At 68.6% G+C, this 14,813-nt stretch carries 10 protein-coding genes; all 10 read left to right on the forward strand.

Going from position 1 to position 14,813, the window contains the following annotated elements; translation table 11 throughout:
* Nucleotides 1–13 precede the first annotated feature (13 nt).
* The 10 genes from tssF to HFGMBDPB_RS17115 all read left to right on the forward strand — a co-directional run bounded on the left by tssF (nt 14) and on the right by HFGMBDPB_RS17115 (nt 14,774).
* On the forward strand, nt 14–1,888 hold the full coding sequence (gene tssF / locus HFGMBDPB_RS17070; protein ID WP_016446993.1) for a type VI secretion system baseplate subunit TssF: 1,875 nt from the start codon (nt 14–16) through the stop codon (nt 1,886–1,888).
* Nucleotides 1,885–3,057: a type VI secretion system baseplate subunit TssG gene (tssG, locus tag HFGMBDPB_RS17075; RefSeq protein WP_212645856.1), complete on the forward strand. Its 1,173-nt coding sequence runs from the start codon at nt 1,885–1,887 to the stop codon at nt 3,055–3,057. Before tssF ends, tssG begins: the two co-directional genes overlap by 4 nt.
* Nucleotides 3,058–3,081: 24 nt before the next feature.
* Nucleotides 3,082–3,915: a hypothetical protein gene (locus tag HFGMBDPB_RS17080; protein WP_016446995.1), complete on the forward strand. Its 834-nt coding sequence runs from the start codon at nt 3,082–3,084 to the stop codon at nt 3,913–3,915.
* 5 nt (nt 3,916–3,920) lie between these two features.
* Nucleotides 3,921–4,553, forward strand: coding sequence for a hypothetical protein (locus HFGMBDPB_RS17085; RefSeq protein WP_016446996.1), 633 nt, complete (start codon nt 3,921–3,923; stop codon nt 4,551–4,553).
* Nucleotides 4,554–4,605: 52 nt separating this feature from the next.
* Complete coding sequence (locus HFGMBDPB_RS17090) at nt 4,606–5,142, forward strand: hypothetical protein (RefSeq protein WP_212645857.1); 537 nt, start codon at nt 4,606–4,608, stop codon at nt 5,140–5,142.
* 50 nt (nt 5,143–5,192) lie between these two features.
* Nucleotides 5,193–7,934, forward strand: a complete 2,742-nt coding sequence (tssH, locus tag HFGMBDPB_RS17095; RefSeq protein ID WP_212645858.1) for a type VI secretion system ATPase TssH — start codon at nt 5,193–5,195, stop codon at nt 7,932–7,934.
* Nucleotides 7,931–10,201, forward strand: coding sequence for a S41 family peptidase (locus HFGMBDPB_RS17100; protein WP_212645859.1), 2,271 nt, complete (start codon nt 7,931–7,933; stop codon nt 10,199–10,201). Before tssH ends, HFGMBDPB_RS17100 begins: the two co-directional genes overlap by 4 nt.
* A 99-nt stretch (nt 10,202–10,300) precedes the next feature.
* The gene (locus tag HFGMBDPB_RS17105) at nt 10,301–11,197 is read left to right on the forward strand and encodes a hypothetical protein (RefSeq protein WP_223275298.1); all 897 of its coding nucleotides are present in this window, start codon (nt 10,301–10,303) and stop codon (nt 11,195–11,197) included.
* A gap of 2 nt (nt 11,198–11,199) precedes the next feature.
* Nucleotides 11,200–12,357, forward strand: coding sequence for a hypothetical protein (locus HFGMBDPB_RS17110; protein ID WP_016447001.1), 1,158 nt, complete (start codon nt 11,200–11,202; stop codon nt 12,355–12,357).
* 110 nt (nt 12,358–12,467) lie between these two features.
* Nucleotides 12,468–14,774 carry a type VI secretion system Vgr family protein gene (locus HFGMBDPB_RS17115; RefSeq protein WP_160853106.1) on the forward strand — a complete coding sequence of 769 codons (2,307 nt, stop codon included), beginning with the start codon at nt 12,468–12,470 and terminating at the stop codon, nt 14,772–14,774.
* Nucleotides 14,775–14,813 lie beyond the last annotated feature (39 nt).

The raw sequence follows: 14,813 nt of genomic DNA on the forward strand, positions 1-14,813 counted from the left end.
CGCCACACACACCATGAATCCCCGCCTCGTCGAGTACTACAACCGCGAACTGGCCTATCTGCGCGAGCTGGGCGCCGAGTTCGCTGCCGCCTTTCCCAAGGTCGCGGGCCGTCTTTCGCTGCACGACACCGATGTGGCCGACCCCTATGTGGAGCGCCTGCTGGAGGGCTTCAGCTTTCTGAGCGCACGCATCCAGCTGAAGATGGACGCGGAGTTCCCGCGCCTGTCCCAGCGCATGCTGGAAATGGTCTGCCCCCATTACCTGGCGCCCACGCCATCCATGGTGGTGGTCCAGCTCAAGCCCAGTGCCAAGGAAGGCAACCTGGTCGATGGATTCACCCTGCCCTCGGGCAGCGTGCTGCGCACCCACAAGGTGCAGGAAGAGCAGACCATCTGCGATTTCCGCACCGGCGGGCCGCTGACGCTGTGGCCGCTGGAGATACGCCAGGCCCGCCTGGGCGGCCCGGCGCTGGACCTGCCCCATGCGCTGGTGCCCCAGTTGGGCGAGGCCGGCGGCCACCTGCGGCTGCAGCTGGCCACGCTGGATGCCTCGCAGTGCATGCAGGTGGCGCTGGACCAGCTGTGGGTGTACATCCATGCGGGCGACGTCGTCGCTTCCCATCTGCAGGAGCTCATCCACACGCAGACGCTGGCCATCGTGGTCCACCACCCGCAGGACCCGCGTCAGGTCTGGGACGTGCTCCCGCCCGATGCGCTGCGCGCCGAGGGCCATGACAGCGAACAGGCCCTGATTCCCTATTCGCACCGCGCCTTCCAGGGCCACCGGCTGCTGCACGAGTACTTCGCGTTTCCCGCGCGGCAGCGGTTCTTCTCGATCAACGGCCTGTCGCGCAGCATGCGCCGCATTGCCCACGACGGCGTGGGCATCACGCTGCTGCTGCGCCGCGCCGCGCCCACGCTGGAGCCGCAGATCGACGCGGCCAAGCTGCTGATGCACTGCATTCCGGCCATCAACCTGTTCGAGTACACGGCGGACCGCCTGCACGTGGCCTCCAACGTGCACGAATACCACGTCGTTGCCGACCGCATGCGGCCGCTGGACTTCGAGGTCTACGGCGTGCAGGCCGTCACCGGCCACCACGAAGGCAAGACGCAGGACCGTGAATTTGCGCCGCTGTACGCATCCACTCACGGCCTGCACTCCACCGAGCAGGCCTACTTCACCACGCGGCGCGAGCCCCGGCTGTTTTCCGAACGCAGCCTGCGCAGCGGCCCGCGCACGCAGTACCTGGGCTCGGAAGTCTTCATCTCGCTGGTGGACCAGCGCGAGGCGCCGTTCTCCGACGAGCTCAAGCAGCTGTCCATGCATACCCTGTGCACCAACCGCGACCTGCCCCTGCTCATGCGCGTCAACCAGCCGGGCGGCGACTTTGCCCTTCAGGAGTCGGCACCGGTGGACTGGGCCCGCGTCATCGCCGGCCCCAGCGCCCCTATACCGGCCGTGGCCGATGGCGGCCTCACCTGGCGGCTGATCTCCCACCTGAGCCTGAACTACCTGGCCATGACCGACCTGTCCGACGAGGAAGGCGCGGCCACGCTGCAGGAGCTGCTGCGCCTGTACCTGGACCTGGGCAACCACCAGCTGGCCGGACAGATCGCCGCCATCCAGGGCATGCGCATCGAGCCCATCACGCGCCGCCTGCCCCAGCACCGCCAGCTCGTCTACGGGCGCGGCGTGGGCGTGCACCTGAGCGTGGACGAGCCGGCCATGGCCGGTGTCAGCCCCTGGCCCCTGGCCAACATGCTGGAGCGGTTCTTTGCCCGCCACGTGGGCGTCAACAGCTTCACCGAGCTGCAGCTGCACTCTCGCCAGCGCGGCCCCGTCGCGCACTGGGCGCCACGCCCCGGACAACGGCCCGGCATATGAGCAACGCCGCGCACGCTCCCCTTGCCCAGCCGGTGCCCGATCAGGACCCGGAGCTGCCCACCGTGCAGGCGAACGCGTCCGAGGACGCTCGGGCGCGCCTGTTCTGGCAGCGCCTGAGCGCAAGGCCCTACCAGTTCGACCTGATGCACAGCCTGCGCTACCTGCAGGCGCGCCACCCCGGCCTGCCGCGCCTGGGCCAGGCCACGCGCCCCAAGGACGAACCGCTGCGCCTGGGCCAGGACCCGTCGCTGGCCTTCGCGCCCGCCACCATCGCCGAGATCCTGCCCTCGCGCGCCGGCGAGCCCGAGCGCATGACGGTCTGGAACTTCGGCCTCTACGGCCCCAACGGACCGCTGCCCACGCACATCACCGAATACGTGCGCGAGCGCCTGCGCCAGCATGACGACGCCACGCTGGCGCGTTTTTCAGACATCTTTCACCACCGCATGCTGCTGCTGCTGTTTCGCGCCTGGTCGGACGCCCAGCCCACGGCATCGCTGGACCGCCCCGGCGAGGACCCCTTCGGCCGCTACATAGACAGCTTCATCGGCACCGGCCTGCCCAGCCAGCGCGCACGCGACGACGTGCCCGACCACGCCAAGCGCTTCATGGCCGGCCACCTGACCCGCTGGACACGCAATCCCGAAGGCCTGTGCCAGGCCCTGTCGCACTACTTCCAGATCCCCGTGCGGCTGGAAGAAAACTGCCTGCACCACCTGGAGCTGGAACCCGGGCAGCAGACCCGGCTGCAAAGCCGCCCCTGCAACTCGCGCCTGGGCGTGGATGCCGTCGTGGGCTCGCGCGTGCCCGATGCGCAAAGCAAGTTCCGCCTGGTGCTCGGCCCGCTGGGCCTGGAGCAATACCGGCAGCTGCTGCCCCAGGCCGCACTGTTCCAGACCCTGGTGGACTGGGTGCGCAACTACCTGGGCATCGAATACGCCTGGGACTATGTGCTGGTGCTGCGCCGCCAGGAAGTGCCTGCCGCCCGGCTGGGCAGCAGCACCCAGCTGGGCTGGACCACCTGGCTCACGCATGCCGAGCCCGCACAGGACGCGCGCGACTTCCGCCTGGACCCCGAAGCCTGGCTGCGCCAGCGCCGCCAGCCCGTGCGGGGCCGGCGCCCCGGCCCCGGCCCCAGTCCTCGAGCCACTGAATCACCGAACCACTGAATCACCACTTCCCTGCTCGCACACATGCCCACCGTACAGATCAAGTTCCCGCACAACGCACCGGTTCCTTCCACGCTGACGCTGGTCGAAGGCAACCGCCTGCGCGTCAAGATCGAGGCCGTCGCCAAGACCTACAAGCTGGGTGCAAGGATCGATGCGCCCAGCATTCTTGCGGCCCAGCCCCCCGTACACAACGCCCGCGCCGACAGCTGGCAATTCGACTTCGTGGCGCAGCAGCCCGGGCTCACCAAGCTCAGCATCGTGGCGGTGCAGGGAAGCGGGCTCAGCGTCATGCCCGCAGCCATCACCGTGCAGGTGGAGAAGAGCATTTCGCTGCCTGCGGAGAGCACGACGGAGGGGATGCTGGCAAGGCTGTTCCTGGCGGAGAACACCTCGCCCGCACTCGGTGGCTCAAGCTGGCGAATTGAAGACATTCGGACTTCCATGCAATGGATGCGGCGCGTGATCGAAAACCGCCTCAAGAGCCCGAATCCCGGGGATTTCATGGCACGTGGCGCCACCAGCGAAAAAGACATCGTCATGGCAAACGACCGTGGATCGGTCCAGTTCCACGGGTTCAACCTGTATCCCACGCTGCCATCCGAAATGGCAGGAAACCTTCAAAAGTATCTCCAGAACGCCAACAACGGCCTTCACCCGCAGCGCAAGGCCTATCTGGATTTTGTGCAGGCCGCCATCGACATCGCCCAGGCGCCAGTGCCCCCGGACCCCACATCCACAGGGCTCTTCGGTTGGAAAACCACTGAAGCCCCCCAGCCAGGCCCCGAATTCCGCGAACACAAGACCCTGTCCGGCAACACGTTCTACACCCATACCCGCTTGCGCAAGAAGGACTGAAGCCCATGCCTGAACTTCAACAAGCCCTCCAGCGACTGGGCTCCCCCAGCCACCACGGCCATTGCGCAATGCCTGCCCTTGCCAAGCCGGCCAGCGTCTCGGTCGGTCTCGCACGGGCAGCGTGCCTGACCCTCCTCGCAGTCGCAAGTTGGCACGCTGTCGCTGCAGCACCGGCAGACACAGCCGATGCCGCACCAAAACACGCCGCGGCCGCCGACTTCTCGCGCCCGGCCTCTCACTACGTGGCATCGGTTGCGGCCCTTCGCAACTATCTGCAAGCCAAGGACGAAGCCAACAACACCCAGAAAGCCCAGAGCAGGCAGCACTTTTGCTTCGTGCAGCAGCACAACCGCACCGTAACCCCTGCGCGCTCATCGGTCTGGATGGTCTGGCTGGAAGGCGGCCAGATCGCCAATCTGGGGCAGCGCCGCTTCACCGCCAAACCATCGCCGGATGAAGCGCAATGGGACGGAGATGCCTTGGCCGAAGCCAAGGCCATCCACCTCGCGACCGACGTTCGTGAAACGGCGCAGGAAACGACCGGCAGCAGCATCCTCGTCGAGCGTGCCTGGGTGGACCTGCTGCTGGCGCAGTGCAAGGCCAAGGGCCGCACCATCAAAGTGGCTCCTGCCCGATAGCCGAATGCCGTATCTCCACCAATCCTGGTTGCCGCCCAGCCGGATGTGCCGGATGGCCTGTCTGGTGGCTGCGCTGGCCCTGCCCGCAACAGTCCTGGCTCAGGCCAATGCTGCGGCAGACAACGGCAGCCCTGCGCCAGCAACCTCCCAGGGTCTCCCTCCTGACGACTTCTCACGTCCCGTCAAGGCCAGCATCCCTTCGCCTGCCGTACTGCGCGCCTACCTTCGACTCAAGCTGCAGTACGCAGACACCTCCTTGGCGGGAAGGCGTCAGCACTTTTGCTTTGTCCAGCAGCGCTCCGCGCCGCCCGAAGATCCAAGCCCCTTCGTCTGGATGATCTGGCAAGACGGCGGCGAGATTCTCAGCCTGGGCTCGCTGTTGGCCCCGGCACATGCAACGCCGCAGGAGGCCGAGGAGCACGGCGAAGGCATGGCGCGCAACAAATCCATCCGCCTGGCCACTGGCGTCCGTGAAACGGCGCAGGAAATCACCGGCAGCAGCTTCCTCGTCGAACGCGCCTGGGTCGACCGGCTGCTGGCGCAGTGCCAGGCCAAGGGCCGCAAGGTCGAAGTCCGCCCCCGCCGCTAGCCGGCATGCCCGGCCCCCATTCATCCACTCTTTTTCCGCACCCAAGACCCATGACAGAAATCAGCCGCCAATCCCTCTTCGGCAAGCTCAACCCGCTGCTGTTCAAGTCGCTGGAAGGCGCCACCGTGTTCTGCAAGCTGCGCGGCAATCCCTATGTGGAGCTGGTGCACTGGCTGCACCAGCTGCTGCAGGAAAACGATTGCGACCTGATCCGCATCCTGCGCCACTTCGACATCGCCTCCGACCGCCTGGCCGCCGATGTGCTGCGCCGCCTGGACCAGCTGCCGCGCGGCGCCACCTCGATCAGCGACTTCTCCGAGCACATAGAGACCGCCATCGAGCGCGGCTGGGTCTATGCCACGCTGATGTTCAACGACAGCCAGATCCGCAGCGCCTATCTGCTGTCGGGCATGGTGCGCACGCGCTCGCTGGCCAATGAGCTGCGCTCCATCTCGCGCGAATTCGACAAGATCTCCGAGCCCGCGCTCAGCGATGCCTTCGCCCGCCTGCTGCCCGACTCGCCCGAGGCACGCATGCGCGCGGCCGATGGCGGCGGGCTGGAAGGCACGCCGGGCGAAGCGAGCCAGGCCACGGGCGCCGCACCCGGCCAGGGCGGTGCGCTGCAGCAGTACACGGTGGACCTGACGGCCCGCGCCAAGGCGGGCGAACTGGACCCCGTCACCGGCCGCGACGACGAAGTGCGCCAGATGGTGGACATCCTGCTGCGCCGCCGCCAGAACAACCCCATCCTGGTGGGCGAGGCCGGCGTGGGCAAGACCGCCGTGGTCGAAGGCCTGGCCCTGCGCATCGCCCAGGGCGATGTGCCGCCGCCGCTGCAGGGCGTGGAGCTGCGCGTGCTGGACGTGGGCCTGCTGCAGGCCGGCGCCAGCATGAAGGGCGAGTTCGAGAACCGCCTGCGCGGCCTGCTGGACGCCGTGCAGTCCAGCACCACGCCCATCGTGCTCTTCATCGACGAAGTCCACACCCTGGTGGGCGCGGGCGGCCAGGCCGGCACCGGCGATGCCGCCAACCTGCTCAAGCCCGCCCTGGCGCGCGGCACGCTGCGCACCATCGGCGCCACCACCTGGGCCGAGTACAAGAAATACATCGAAAAAGACCCGGCCCTGACCCGCCGCTTCCAGCTGGTGCAGGTGCACGAGCCCGACGAGCCCCGCGCCGTGGACATGCTGCGCGGCGTGGCCGCCAAGCTGGAAAACCACCACCAGGTGCGCATTGCCGCAGACGCCGTGGCCGCGGCCGTCAGCCTGTCGCACCGCTACATTCCCTCGCGCCAGCTGCCCGACAAGGCCGTCAGCCTGCTGGACACGGCCTGCTCGCGCGTGGCCATGGCCCTGCATGCCACGCCCGCCCAGCTGGAAGCCGTGCAGCGCCGCATCGAGGCCCTGGGCGTGGAGCAGGAAGTGCTGCTGCGGGAGGCCGCCCTCGGCCTGCCCACGGCCGAGCGCCTGCAGGCGCTGGAAACCGACCTGGCCAGCCTGCGCGAGCGCCAAGCCACGCTGGCCGAGCGCTTCGGCCAGGAAAGCGCGCTGGCCCGCCGCATCCTGGAAACCGAGGCCGCCCTCATGGGCCTGAAGCCGCCCGTCTTCTCCACCGACGCAGCCGCAGACCCGTCCGCTGCGGCACCGGAAACGGCCGCCGAAGCCACCGCAACCGAACCTGCCGAGCCACCCAGCGTGGCCTCGCTGGAAGCGCTGCGCCGCCAGCTCGCCGAGCTGCAGGGCGATGCCCCGCTGCTGCAGCCCGTGGTCGATGCCGGCGTGGTCGCCGCCGTCGTGGCCGAGTGGACCGGCATTCCCGTGGGCCGCATGGTGCGCGACGAGGTGCAGTCCGTGCTCTCGCTGGCAGACACGCTGGAGAAGCGCGTCATCGGCCAGCGCCACGGCCTGGAGGCCATCACGCGCCGCATCCAGACCTCCCGCGCGCGGCTGGACGATCCGGGCAAGCCCATCGGCGTGTTCCTGCTGGCCGGTCCCTCGGGCGTGGGCAAGACCGAGACGGCGCTGTCCCTGGCCGAAGCCCTGTATGGCGGCGAGCAGAACCTCATCACCATCAACATGAGCGAGTTCCAGGAGGCGCACACCGTCTCCACCCTCAAGGGCGCGCCGCCCGGCTACGTGGGCTACGGCGAAGGCGGCGTGCTCACCGAGGCCGTGCGCCGCCGCCCCTACAGCGTGGTCCTGCTCGACGAAATCGAGAAGGCCCACTCCGACGTGCACGAGATGTTCTTCCAGGTCTTCGACAAGGGCTGGATGGAGGACGGCGAGGGCCGCTACATCGACTTCAAGAACACCGTCATCATCCTGACCTCCAACGTGGGCTCGGACCTGATCGCCAACATGTGCCGCGACCCGGACCTGGCTCCCACGCCGGAAGGCCTGGCACAGGCCGTGCGCCAGCCGCTGCTGCAGACCTTCCCCGCCGCGCTGCTGGGCCGCCTGACCGTCGTGCCCTACTACCCCATCTCCGACGCCATGCTGGAGCAGATCATCCGGCTGCAGATGCTGCGCATCCAGCGGCGCATCGAGGAACGCCACGGCGCGCAGTTCAGCTTCGACGAAGCCGCCGTGGAGTTGGTGCGCCGCCGCTGCAGCGAGGTCGAATCGGGCGCGCGCATGGTGGACGGCATCCTCACCCAGAACCTGCTGCCGCGCATGGCTACCCACTTCCTGCAGGCCACCGTGCAAGGCCAGGAACTGCAAAGCCTGCATGCCGGCGCCAGCGGCGACGACTTCACGCTGGACGTGCGCACCCGCGCTGCGGAGCCGGCATGAGAAGGCACCGCCTGCCACGCGCCGCCACGGCAGTGATCGCAGCAGCTCTGCTGGCCGCCCCGGCTGCGCAGGCGCTGGACCTGGGCGCCATCGGCCAGGCCGCCGACACCGTGCAGCGGGCCTCGGGCGCCGCAACAGCCGGCCAGCAGGCGCTGGAGGCCGGCCGCAGCGCGGCCAGCACGGCCACCAACGCGGCCACCGGCGCCGCCAGCGAGGCCCGTGCCTGGTGGGACCGCAACCAGGCCCAGCCCGAGGCGGCACAGTCGGCGCCCTCCGGCGCCGCCCCCGTGCAGGACGACCAGGGCGGCCCACGCCGCGTCATGGCCGTGCTGGGCGACGCCTGGACGGACAGCGCCCGGCGCGGCCAGGCCGTGGTCGCGCTCATGGACCAGGGGCCGTACCTCGTGCAGCGCCAGGCCGCCCATGTGGCGCCGGCCAAGTCGCAATGGCTGGCCCTGCCGCGCGGCGACAGCACCGGCGTGGCCATCGAACTGCCCGGCGACCCCGACGGCACGACCTATGACCTGTCCACCGGCCGTGCCCGCCCCGGGGGCCGGGGCGTGCGCATCTTCGCCCTGTCCGTCCATGCCGACGTGCCCCAGCGCGCGGGCCGGCGCAGCCTGGACGCCATAGAGCAGCACGCCATGCTGCGCGCCAGCTCGGTGCGCACCGAATGGCCGCGCCAAAGCGGCGACATCCTGGAGCCCACGGGCGGCAAGCTGCTGGTCTGGGCCAGCGATGCCACGCAGCGCTTCCCTTCCGGCTTTGGCGCCGACGGGCGCCTGTTCACCGCCGACGACCCCATGGTCACCCTGCCGCGCGGCTACACCGTGGTCACGCTGGAGCCGCAGGGCCTGCGCTTCGACCGCGCCCGGGAAATCGCCCTGGCCTTCCATGCCGTCCAGCCCGCGCAGGACATCGACCTGTCCCGCCTGGGCGCGGGCGATGCGGCCCAGGCCCTCATCGGCCTCATTGCCGAGCGCCACCCGCTGGCCGCTGCCAGCGGCTTTGATGCCGGCAAGCTGCGTGCCGACTACGGCCAGCGCCTGCAGACCGCCGCCGAGCGCGGCGACAGCGCCGCACAGGCCCAGGCCCTGGCAGAAATGGGCCAGCGCCTGGGCGATGGCCAGTACCGCGTTCTGCTGCCCGGCGGCCAGGCCTGGCCTGCCCGCACAGACCGGGGCCTGTCCCCGCAGCTGCTGGCACGCGGCAGCGTCAACATGCCCATGCCGCGCACCTGGCTGCGCGAGGACGGCCGCATCGCCATCACCGGCGTGGCGCCAGGCTCTGCCGCCGCCAAGGCGGGCCTGCAGCCCGGCAGCGACATCCTCGCCATCGAAGGGGAAAGCCCGACCCGCTACCTGGACCGCATTGCCCCCGCCTCGCTGCGCGCCGGTGCCGACGCCCGCCGCGCCGACCTGCTGGCGCTGGACCTGGGCACGCCCGCCACGCTGAGCCTGCGCACCGCAGCCGGCGCGCCCCCGGCCAGCCAGGAACAGACCCTGCGCCTGGACGCCGCCCCCGCCGCAACCACGGCCCGGCCTGCGGCCGAGCCCGCCCTCGCCTCCTTCCTGCTGCGCAGCGCCCAGGGCGGCAACCTGGCCTACATCGCCCTCGACAGCTTTGCCGACGGCGCCACCGGCCAGCTCAGCCGCTGGGAAAGCGCCCTGGCCGCCGCCACCCAGGCCAGGGTCACGGGCCTGGTCATCGACCTGCGCGCCCACCGGGGCGACGACGCCTACCAGCTGCTGCCCCACATGCTGGCCTCGCTCTACACACGCGACAAGCCGCTGCGCATGCAGGACGCCGCCCAGCGCCTGTTCGACCCCGCCGCCCGCGTCTGGCGCAGCCGTGGCGGCCTGGGCCTGCCGGCCCAGCTGCCGCTGGCCGCCACGGGCGCGCCCTTCACGGCCCCCGTCGCCGTGCTCACCGGCCCCGGCTGCGCCGGCCCCTGCGAACTGTTCGCCGCCTGGCTGCAGCACAGCCAACGTGCCGACATCGTCGCCACCAGCACCACGGCCGGCGCCACCGGCCCCGCCACACGCGTGCACCTGCCAGCTGGCTTCATCGTGCAAGTCCCCCTGCTCGCAGAAACCGGCCCCACTGCCGGCAACAACACCGCCGCACAAGCCCAAGGCGTGACCCCGCGCCTGCGCGTGCCCGTGGACGCGGCCTTCACCGCCTCCATCCAGGCCGGCGGCGACCCGCTGCTGGACGCTGCCGTGCTCCACCTGGAGCGCGCCCGCGCTGTGCAGGCATCGCGCTAGGACCAGCCATCCATCGTCTTACGGAGACCCCTGAACATGCCACTTGCCATTACCAGCCAGCCCGCAGGACCGCAGTTCGCCATCACGGCCGATGCCCAAATGCCCACCATCACGGTGACTGCCGTCCTGCAGAACGAAGCGCTGCCTGCAGGGAGCACGCCCATCTTCGAATGGTCGGCCACGCTGACGTTCGAAGGCGGCACACCGCCTACCAACACCGCGTATGGAAGTGGCCGAAGCACTGCACACAGCCCTCTGCCACCGCAGACCAGCGCCAGCCCGAGCTGGCGCATCCCGTTCACCGAAGTCCGTGGAGGCCTGCTGACCGTGCAGGTCACGATGCGGGCGGCCGGTGTGGAGCGCCGGGCGCGCGCCACCTGGACCATCGTCGGCACCAATCCCACGAGCACCGCCATCCGTGCCTTTGCCAACAGCATTGGCGCCGACAGGATCGTGTTTCGAAAAAAAATGCGGCAGGAAAGCTCGCTGCAACAATTCCGCACTCCCGGCAATTGGCCGAAATACAGCAGCGATGGCCTGGGTGGCGTGGGCCTGTGCCAACTCACCCGACCGGCACCGACCGCCAATCAGACCTGGAACTGGAAGGACAACGTGCGCGGCGGCTGGAAGCTCTTCCTGGAAAAGGAGGCCTTCGCAAGGGCATATCCTGGCAAGCAGCGCAAGGGCGAGCGGTTCAAAGGTCTGGTCAGAGCCTGGAACCAGGCCCGAACCGCACAAGGATTGCCAGCCATTCCCGTGGAACTGCCGGACTACACGGCCGAGCAGCTCGAACTCGACACCCTGCGCGGCTTCAACGGCTATGCCAACAATCTGCATGAGTACCGCATACGCATGCAAGGCGATCAACTGTGGGTGACGGTCAGCGCCGACGGCAATACGGCCCGCGCCGAATGGGAAAGGATTCCCGCCGCCGAGCGCGGCGCCGTGGGCGATCGCAACTATGTCGACAACGTGCTTGCCCGCGAGGACTTCTAGCCATGCCCTGGAGTGCTACTTCCCGCCGCTTCGCGACCATTGGCGTAATGCTGGCCAGCGCTTTGCTGTCGGTCGCATGCACGCGCAATGCGGATGACAGCCCTGCCGTCTCGTCCGTGCAGGCGAAGCCGGCCAGCTTCGCCTCGTCGAACGACCAGGACCCGTACCGCTATCTCTATACCGTTTACTGCAACGGCACCGTTGATCGCCTGGACCTCGTCCAACGATCCAAAGTGGGCAGTTTCCAGCTGTCCGAGCGCAGCGGCAGCCCCCCTGCCGTTGCGGCGCTTGCACAGCCGGGAGTGCGCCCCGGCGGTTGCCTGGCCCGCTCCGTGGCCACGGACGATGCGCAGGATCGCACTGCCGCAATGGTCCACATCGTTGCCAGCAGCCATGTGGATCCCGATGCCGATGGCCGCAAGCCGTATCAGTTGCTGACATTCGAGCTGCCCCAATGGACACTGCAGCAGACCCGCAACCTGGGCAGCCTGGATGCACCGCCCCGTCTGGCCATCTCCGCCAACGCAAGCCTGACCGTGCAGCCCCGGGACGAGGACCCGGCTGCAGCCATGGCCGCGCAGGTTCAGTCCTGGGCGGGAGCCGATGCGATGACCTGGGCCAATGCCATCGAATGGTCAGCAGGCAATGTGCTGCTGACCTATGCCTTGCCCGATCAGCGCGGCACGGGCGCAGCGCTGGCGCTGCGCACGGATGCGCGCATCGTGCGCCTGGCCGAATTCCGCCATGGCTCCGGCGACATCCCCCCGGACCTGCGTTTGGCGCCGGGCGGCCAGTTCGTGCTGGCCACCATGAAGCGATCCGTCCCCCTTGGCGAGGGCCTCAGCAAGGTCGAAGCCACCGGAGAGCTACGGCTGTATGGCGCTGACGGCCGCCAGCTCAGCGTTCTGAACCTGGAAAGCCTGGCAGGCAGCGTGCTTGCACTGAGCCAGTCCGGCAAGCTGGACCTGGACCAACCGCGCACCGACAACGACTGGTTCAACGTGGCCTTGACGCCTGGCGGCCTGGCTGTTTTCACCGACCGGCGCGGCAACTACCAGTTCATCGCGCTGGGGCACACCTTTCGCCCCGATCCCGTCATCGATCCAGCCCTGGATGACGCAGACGGCGCCCGTCCAGGGCTGGTGTACGCAGCCCGATAGCAGCAAAGGCACCTCTCCACCCGATCCACCGCCGGCGCACGCAGGTCCGCCCACCCGGACCTGACGCCCCCGCCCCTTGTCTACATCCAAGCACCGCGAGATCCGACACCATGACACGCAGAGTCACCATCAACACCCCCCTGGCAGACCAGCTGCAGCTGCGCCGGCTGCAGGGGCGCGAGGAAATCAGCCATCTGTTCGCCCTGGAGATCGACCTGCTCAGCGAGGACGACAGCATCGACCCCAAGGCCCTGCTGGGCAAGGGCGCCACCGTGGTGGTGGAGACCCAGGACGGCGGCAAGCGCTACATCGACGGCCTGGTCACTGCCTTTGGCATGCGCGGCCAGGACGAGCACCGCAACTTCCTGTACCGCGCACGCCTGTCGCCCTGGCTGTGGCTGGCCACGCGCCGCAGCGACTTCCGCATCTTCCAGAACAAGACGGTGCCGGACATCATCAACGAGGTCCTGGGCATCTACGGCCACCCCATGCAGCAGCGCCTGACGCGCTCCTACCGCACCTGGGAGTACTGCGTGCAGTACAACGAGACGGACTTCCAGTTCGTCTCGCGCCTCATGGAGCACGAGGGCATCTGCTACTACCACCAGCACAGCGCGGGCCAGCATGTGCTGACATTGGGCGACGATGTCATCGCCTCGCACGACCCGCTGCAGGGCGGCGCCGTCATCCCCTTCCACCCGCCGGGCAAGGCCGCCGTGGCGCGCGAGGAATGCATACACGCCTGGGAACTGCACCAGCGCGTCAAGCCTGGCCGGCACTACAACGACGACTACGACTTCAAGAAGCCCCGCGCCGAGCTGTCCAACATGCGCCGCAACCCGCCCGGCCACGCGCACGACGCCTACGAGATCTACGAATGGCCGGGCGGCTACACCGAGACCGGCGACGGCGAGGACTACATCCGCGTGCGCCTGCAGCAAAGCCTCACGCGCCAGAGCACGGTGCAGGGCCGCTCCAACCACCGCGCCATGGCGCCGGGCTACACCTTCACGCTGGACAACTATCCGCGCGGCGACCAGAACCAGACCTACCTGGTCACGGCGGTCGACTATGCCTTCGAGGAGAACCCGCGCGTCAGCGACGGCGGCAGCGGCGAAGGCTCGGTGCAGAAATTCGTGCTCCAGGCCCAGCCCACCAGCCTTCCCTTCAAGCCCCAGCGCATCACCGCCAAACCACGTACCACGGGCCCGCAGACCGCCGTCGTCGTGGGCCCCGCAGGCGAAGAGATCTGGTGCGACCAGTACGGCCGCGTCAAGGTGCAGTTCCACTGGGATCGCATCGGCGGCATGAACGAGAACTCCAGCTGCTGGATGCGCGTGGCCACCAGCTGGGCCGGGCCGGGCTTTGGCGCCGTGCACATCCCGCGCATCGGCATGGAAGTCATCGTGGACTTCCTCAACGGGGATCCTGACCACCCCATCGTCATGGGCTGCGTCTACAACGCCTCCAACATGCCGCCCTGGGCACTGCCGGCCAACGCCACGCAATCGGGCATCAAGACCCGGTCGAGCAAGGGCGGCGCCCCAGGCGCGGGCATGAAGAACGGCCAGGGCGACGCCAACGCCATCCGCTTCGAGGACAAGGCTGGGCAAGAGCAGCTTTGGCTGCACGCGCAGAAGGACCAGCTCACCGAAGTCGAGAACGACGAGGACAAATGGGTGGGCAACGACCGGCGCAAGACCATCGACCGGGACGAGACCAACGTCATCCACCGCGACCGCACCGAGACCGTGGACCGTGACGAGACCATCACCGTGCACAACAACCGCACGGAGCGGGTGGACCACAACGAGAAGATCAGCATCGGCGACAACCGCAATGAAGACGTTGGCATCGACGAGAACATCTCCATCGGCAAGAACCGCAGCAAGACCATAGGCCGCAACGAGAAGGACAAGATCGGCAACAACTGGTCGATCAAGGTGGGCAAGATGAAGACCGAGACCATCGGCATCGCCTACATGCAGAACGTGGGCGTGGGGCGCATGGAAAACGTCGGCGTCGCCTACAACCTGAACGTGGGCGCCATCATGGCCACCATCGTCGGCAGCACCCAGACCACCAGCGTGGGCAGCAGCCAGTCCACCACGGTTGGCAGCACCAAGACAACCACGGTCGGCACCACGTATTCGCTGACCGTTGGGGGCGGCGGTGGCGGCGGATCTTCCGCAGGCGGCGGTCTCGCAAGCAATGTGGTTGCGCCGTCCGAAAGCGGCTCGGGTGGCGGCGGCGGCGGCTCCAACATCACCATGGACGCGCAAAGCGTCGCCATCACCGTGGGGAGCAGCAGCCTTGTGCTCAAGGCAGACGGAACCATCACCGTCAATGGCAACAGCATCCAGCTCATCGGTGCCAACGATGTCACCACCAGTTCCGGCGGCATCCATGAAAACTGATCCACGCCACGGCCCCGGCCACACCCAACAGCACCCCAG

The sequence above is a fragment of the Delftia sp. PE138 genome, from assembly GCF_018320755.1.
Lineage (GTDB): Bacteria > Pseudomonadota > Gammaproteobacteria > Burkholderiales > Burkholderiaceae_C > Comamonas > Comamonas tsuruhatensis.

What these genes read in the sequence shown, in the direction of transcription:
- tssG (WP_212645856.1), top strand. Translation starts at nt 1,885, where the DNA reads ATGAGCAACGCCGCGCACGCTCCCCTTGCCCAGCCGGTGCCCGATCAG.
- HFGMBDPB_RS17085 (WP_016446996.1), top strand. Translation starts at nt 3,921, where the DNA reads ATGCCTGAACTTCAACAAGCCCTCCAGCGACTGGGCTCCCCCAGCCAC.
- HFGMBDPB_RS17090 (WP_212645857.1), top strand. Translation starts at nt 4,606, where the DNA reads ATGGCCTGTCTGGTGGCTGCGCTGGCCCTGCCCGCAACAGTCCTGGCT.
- HFGMBDPB_RS17080 (WP_016446995.1), top strand. Translation starts at nt 3,082, where the DNA reads ATGCCCACCGTACAGATCAAGTTCCCGCACAACGCACCGGTTCCTTCC.
- HFGMBDPB_RS17115 (WP_160853106.1), top strand. Translation starts at nt 12,468, where the DNA reads ATGACACGCAGAGTCACCATCAACACCCCCCTGGCAGACCAGCTGCAG.
- tssH (WP_212645858.1), top strand. Translation starts at nt 5,193, where the DNA reads ATGACAGAAATCAGCCGCCAATCCCTCTTCGGCAAGCTCAACCCGCTG.
- HFGMBDPB_RS17110 (WP_016447001.1), top strand. Translation starts at nt 11,200, where the DNA reads ATGCCCTGGAGTGCTACTTCCCGCCGCTTCGCGACCATTGGCGTAATG.
- HFGMBDPB_RS17105 (WP_223275298.1), top strand. Translation starts at nt 10,301, where the DNA reads ATGCCCACCATCACGGTGACTGCCGTCCTGCAGAACGAAGCGCTGCCT.
- tssF (WP_016446993.1), top strand. Translation starts at nt 14, where the DNA reads ATGAATCCCCGCCTCGTCGAGTACTACAACCGCGAACTGGCCTATCTG.
- HFGMBDPB_RS17100 (WP_212645859.1), top strand. Translation starts at nt 7,931, where the DNA reads ATGAGAAGGCACCGCCTGCCACGCGCCGCCACGGCAGTGATCGCAGCA.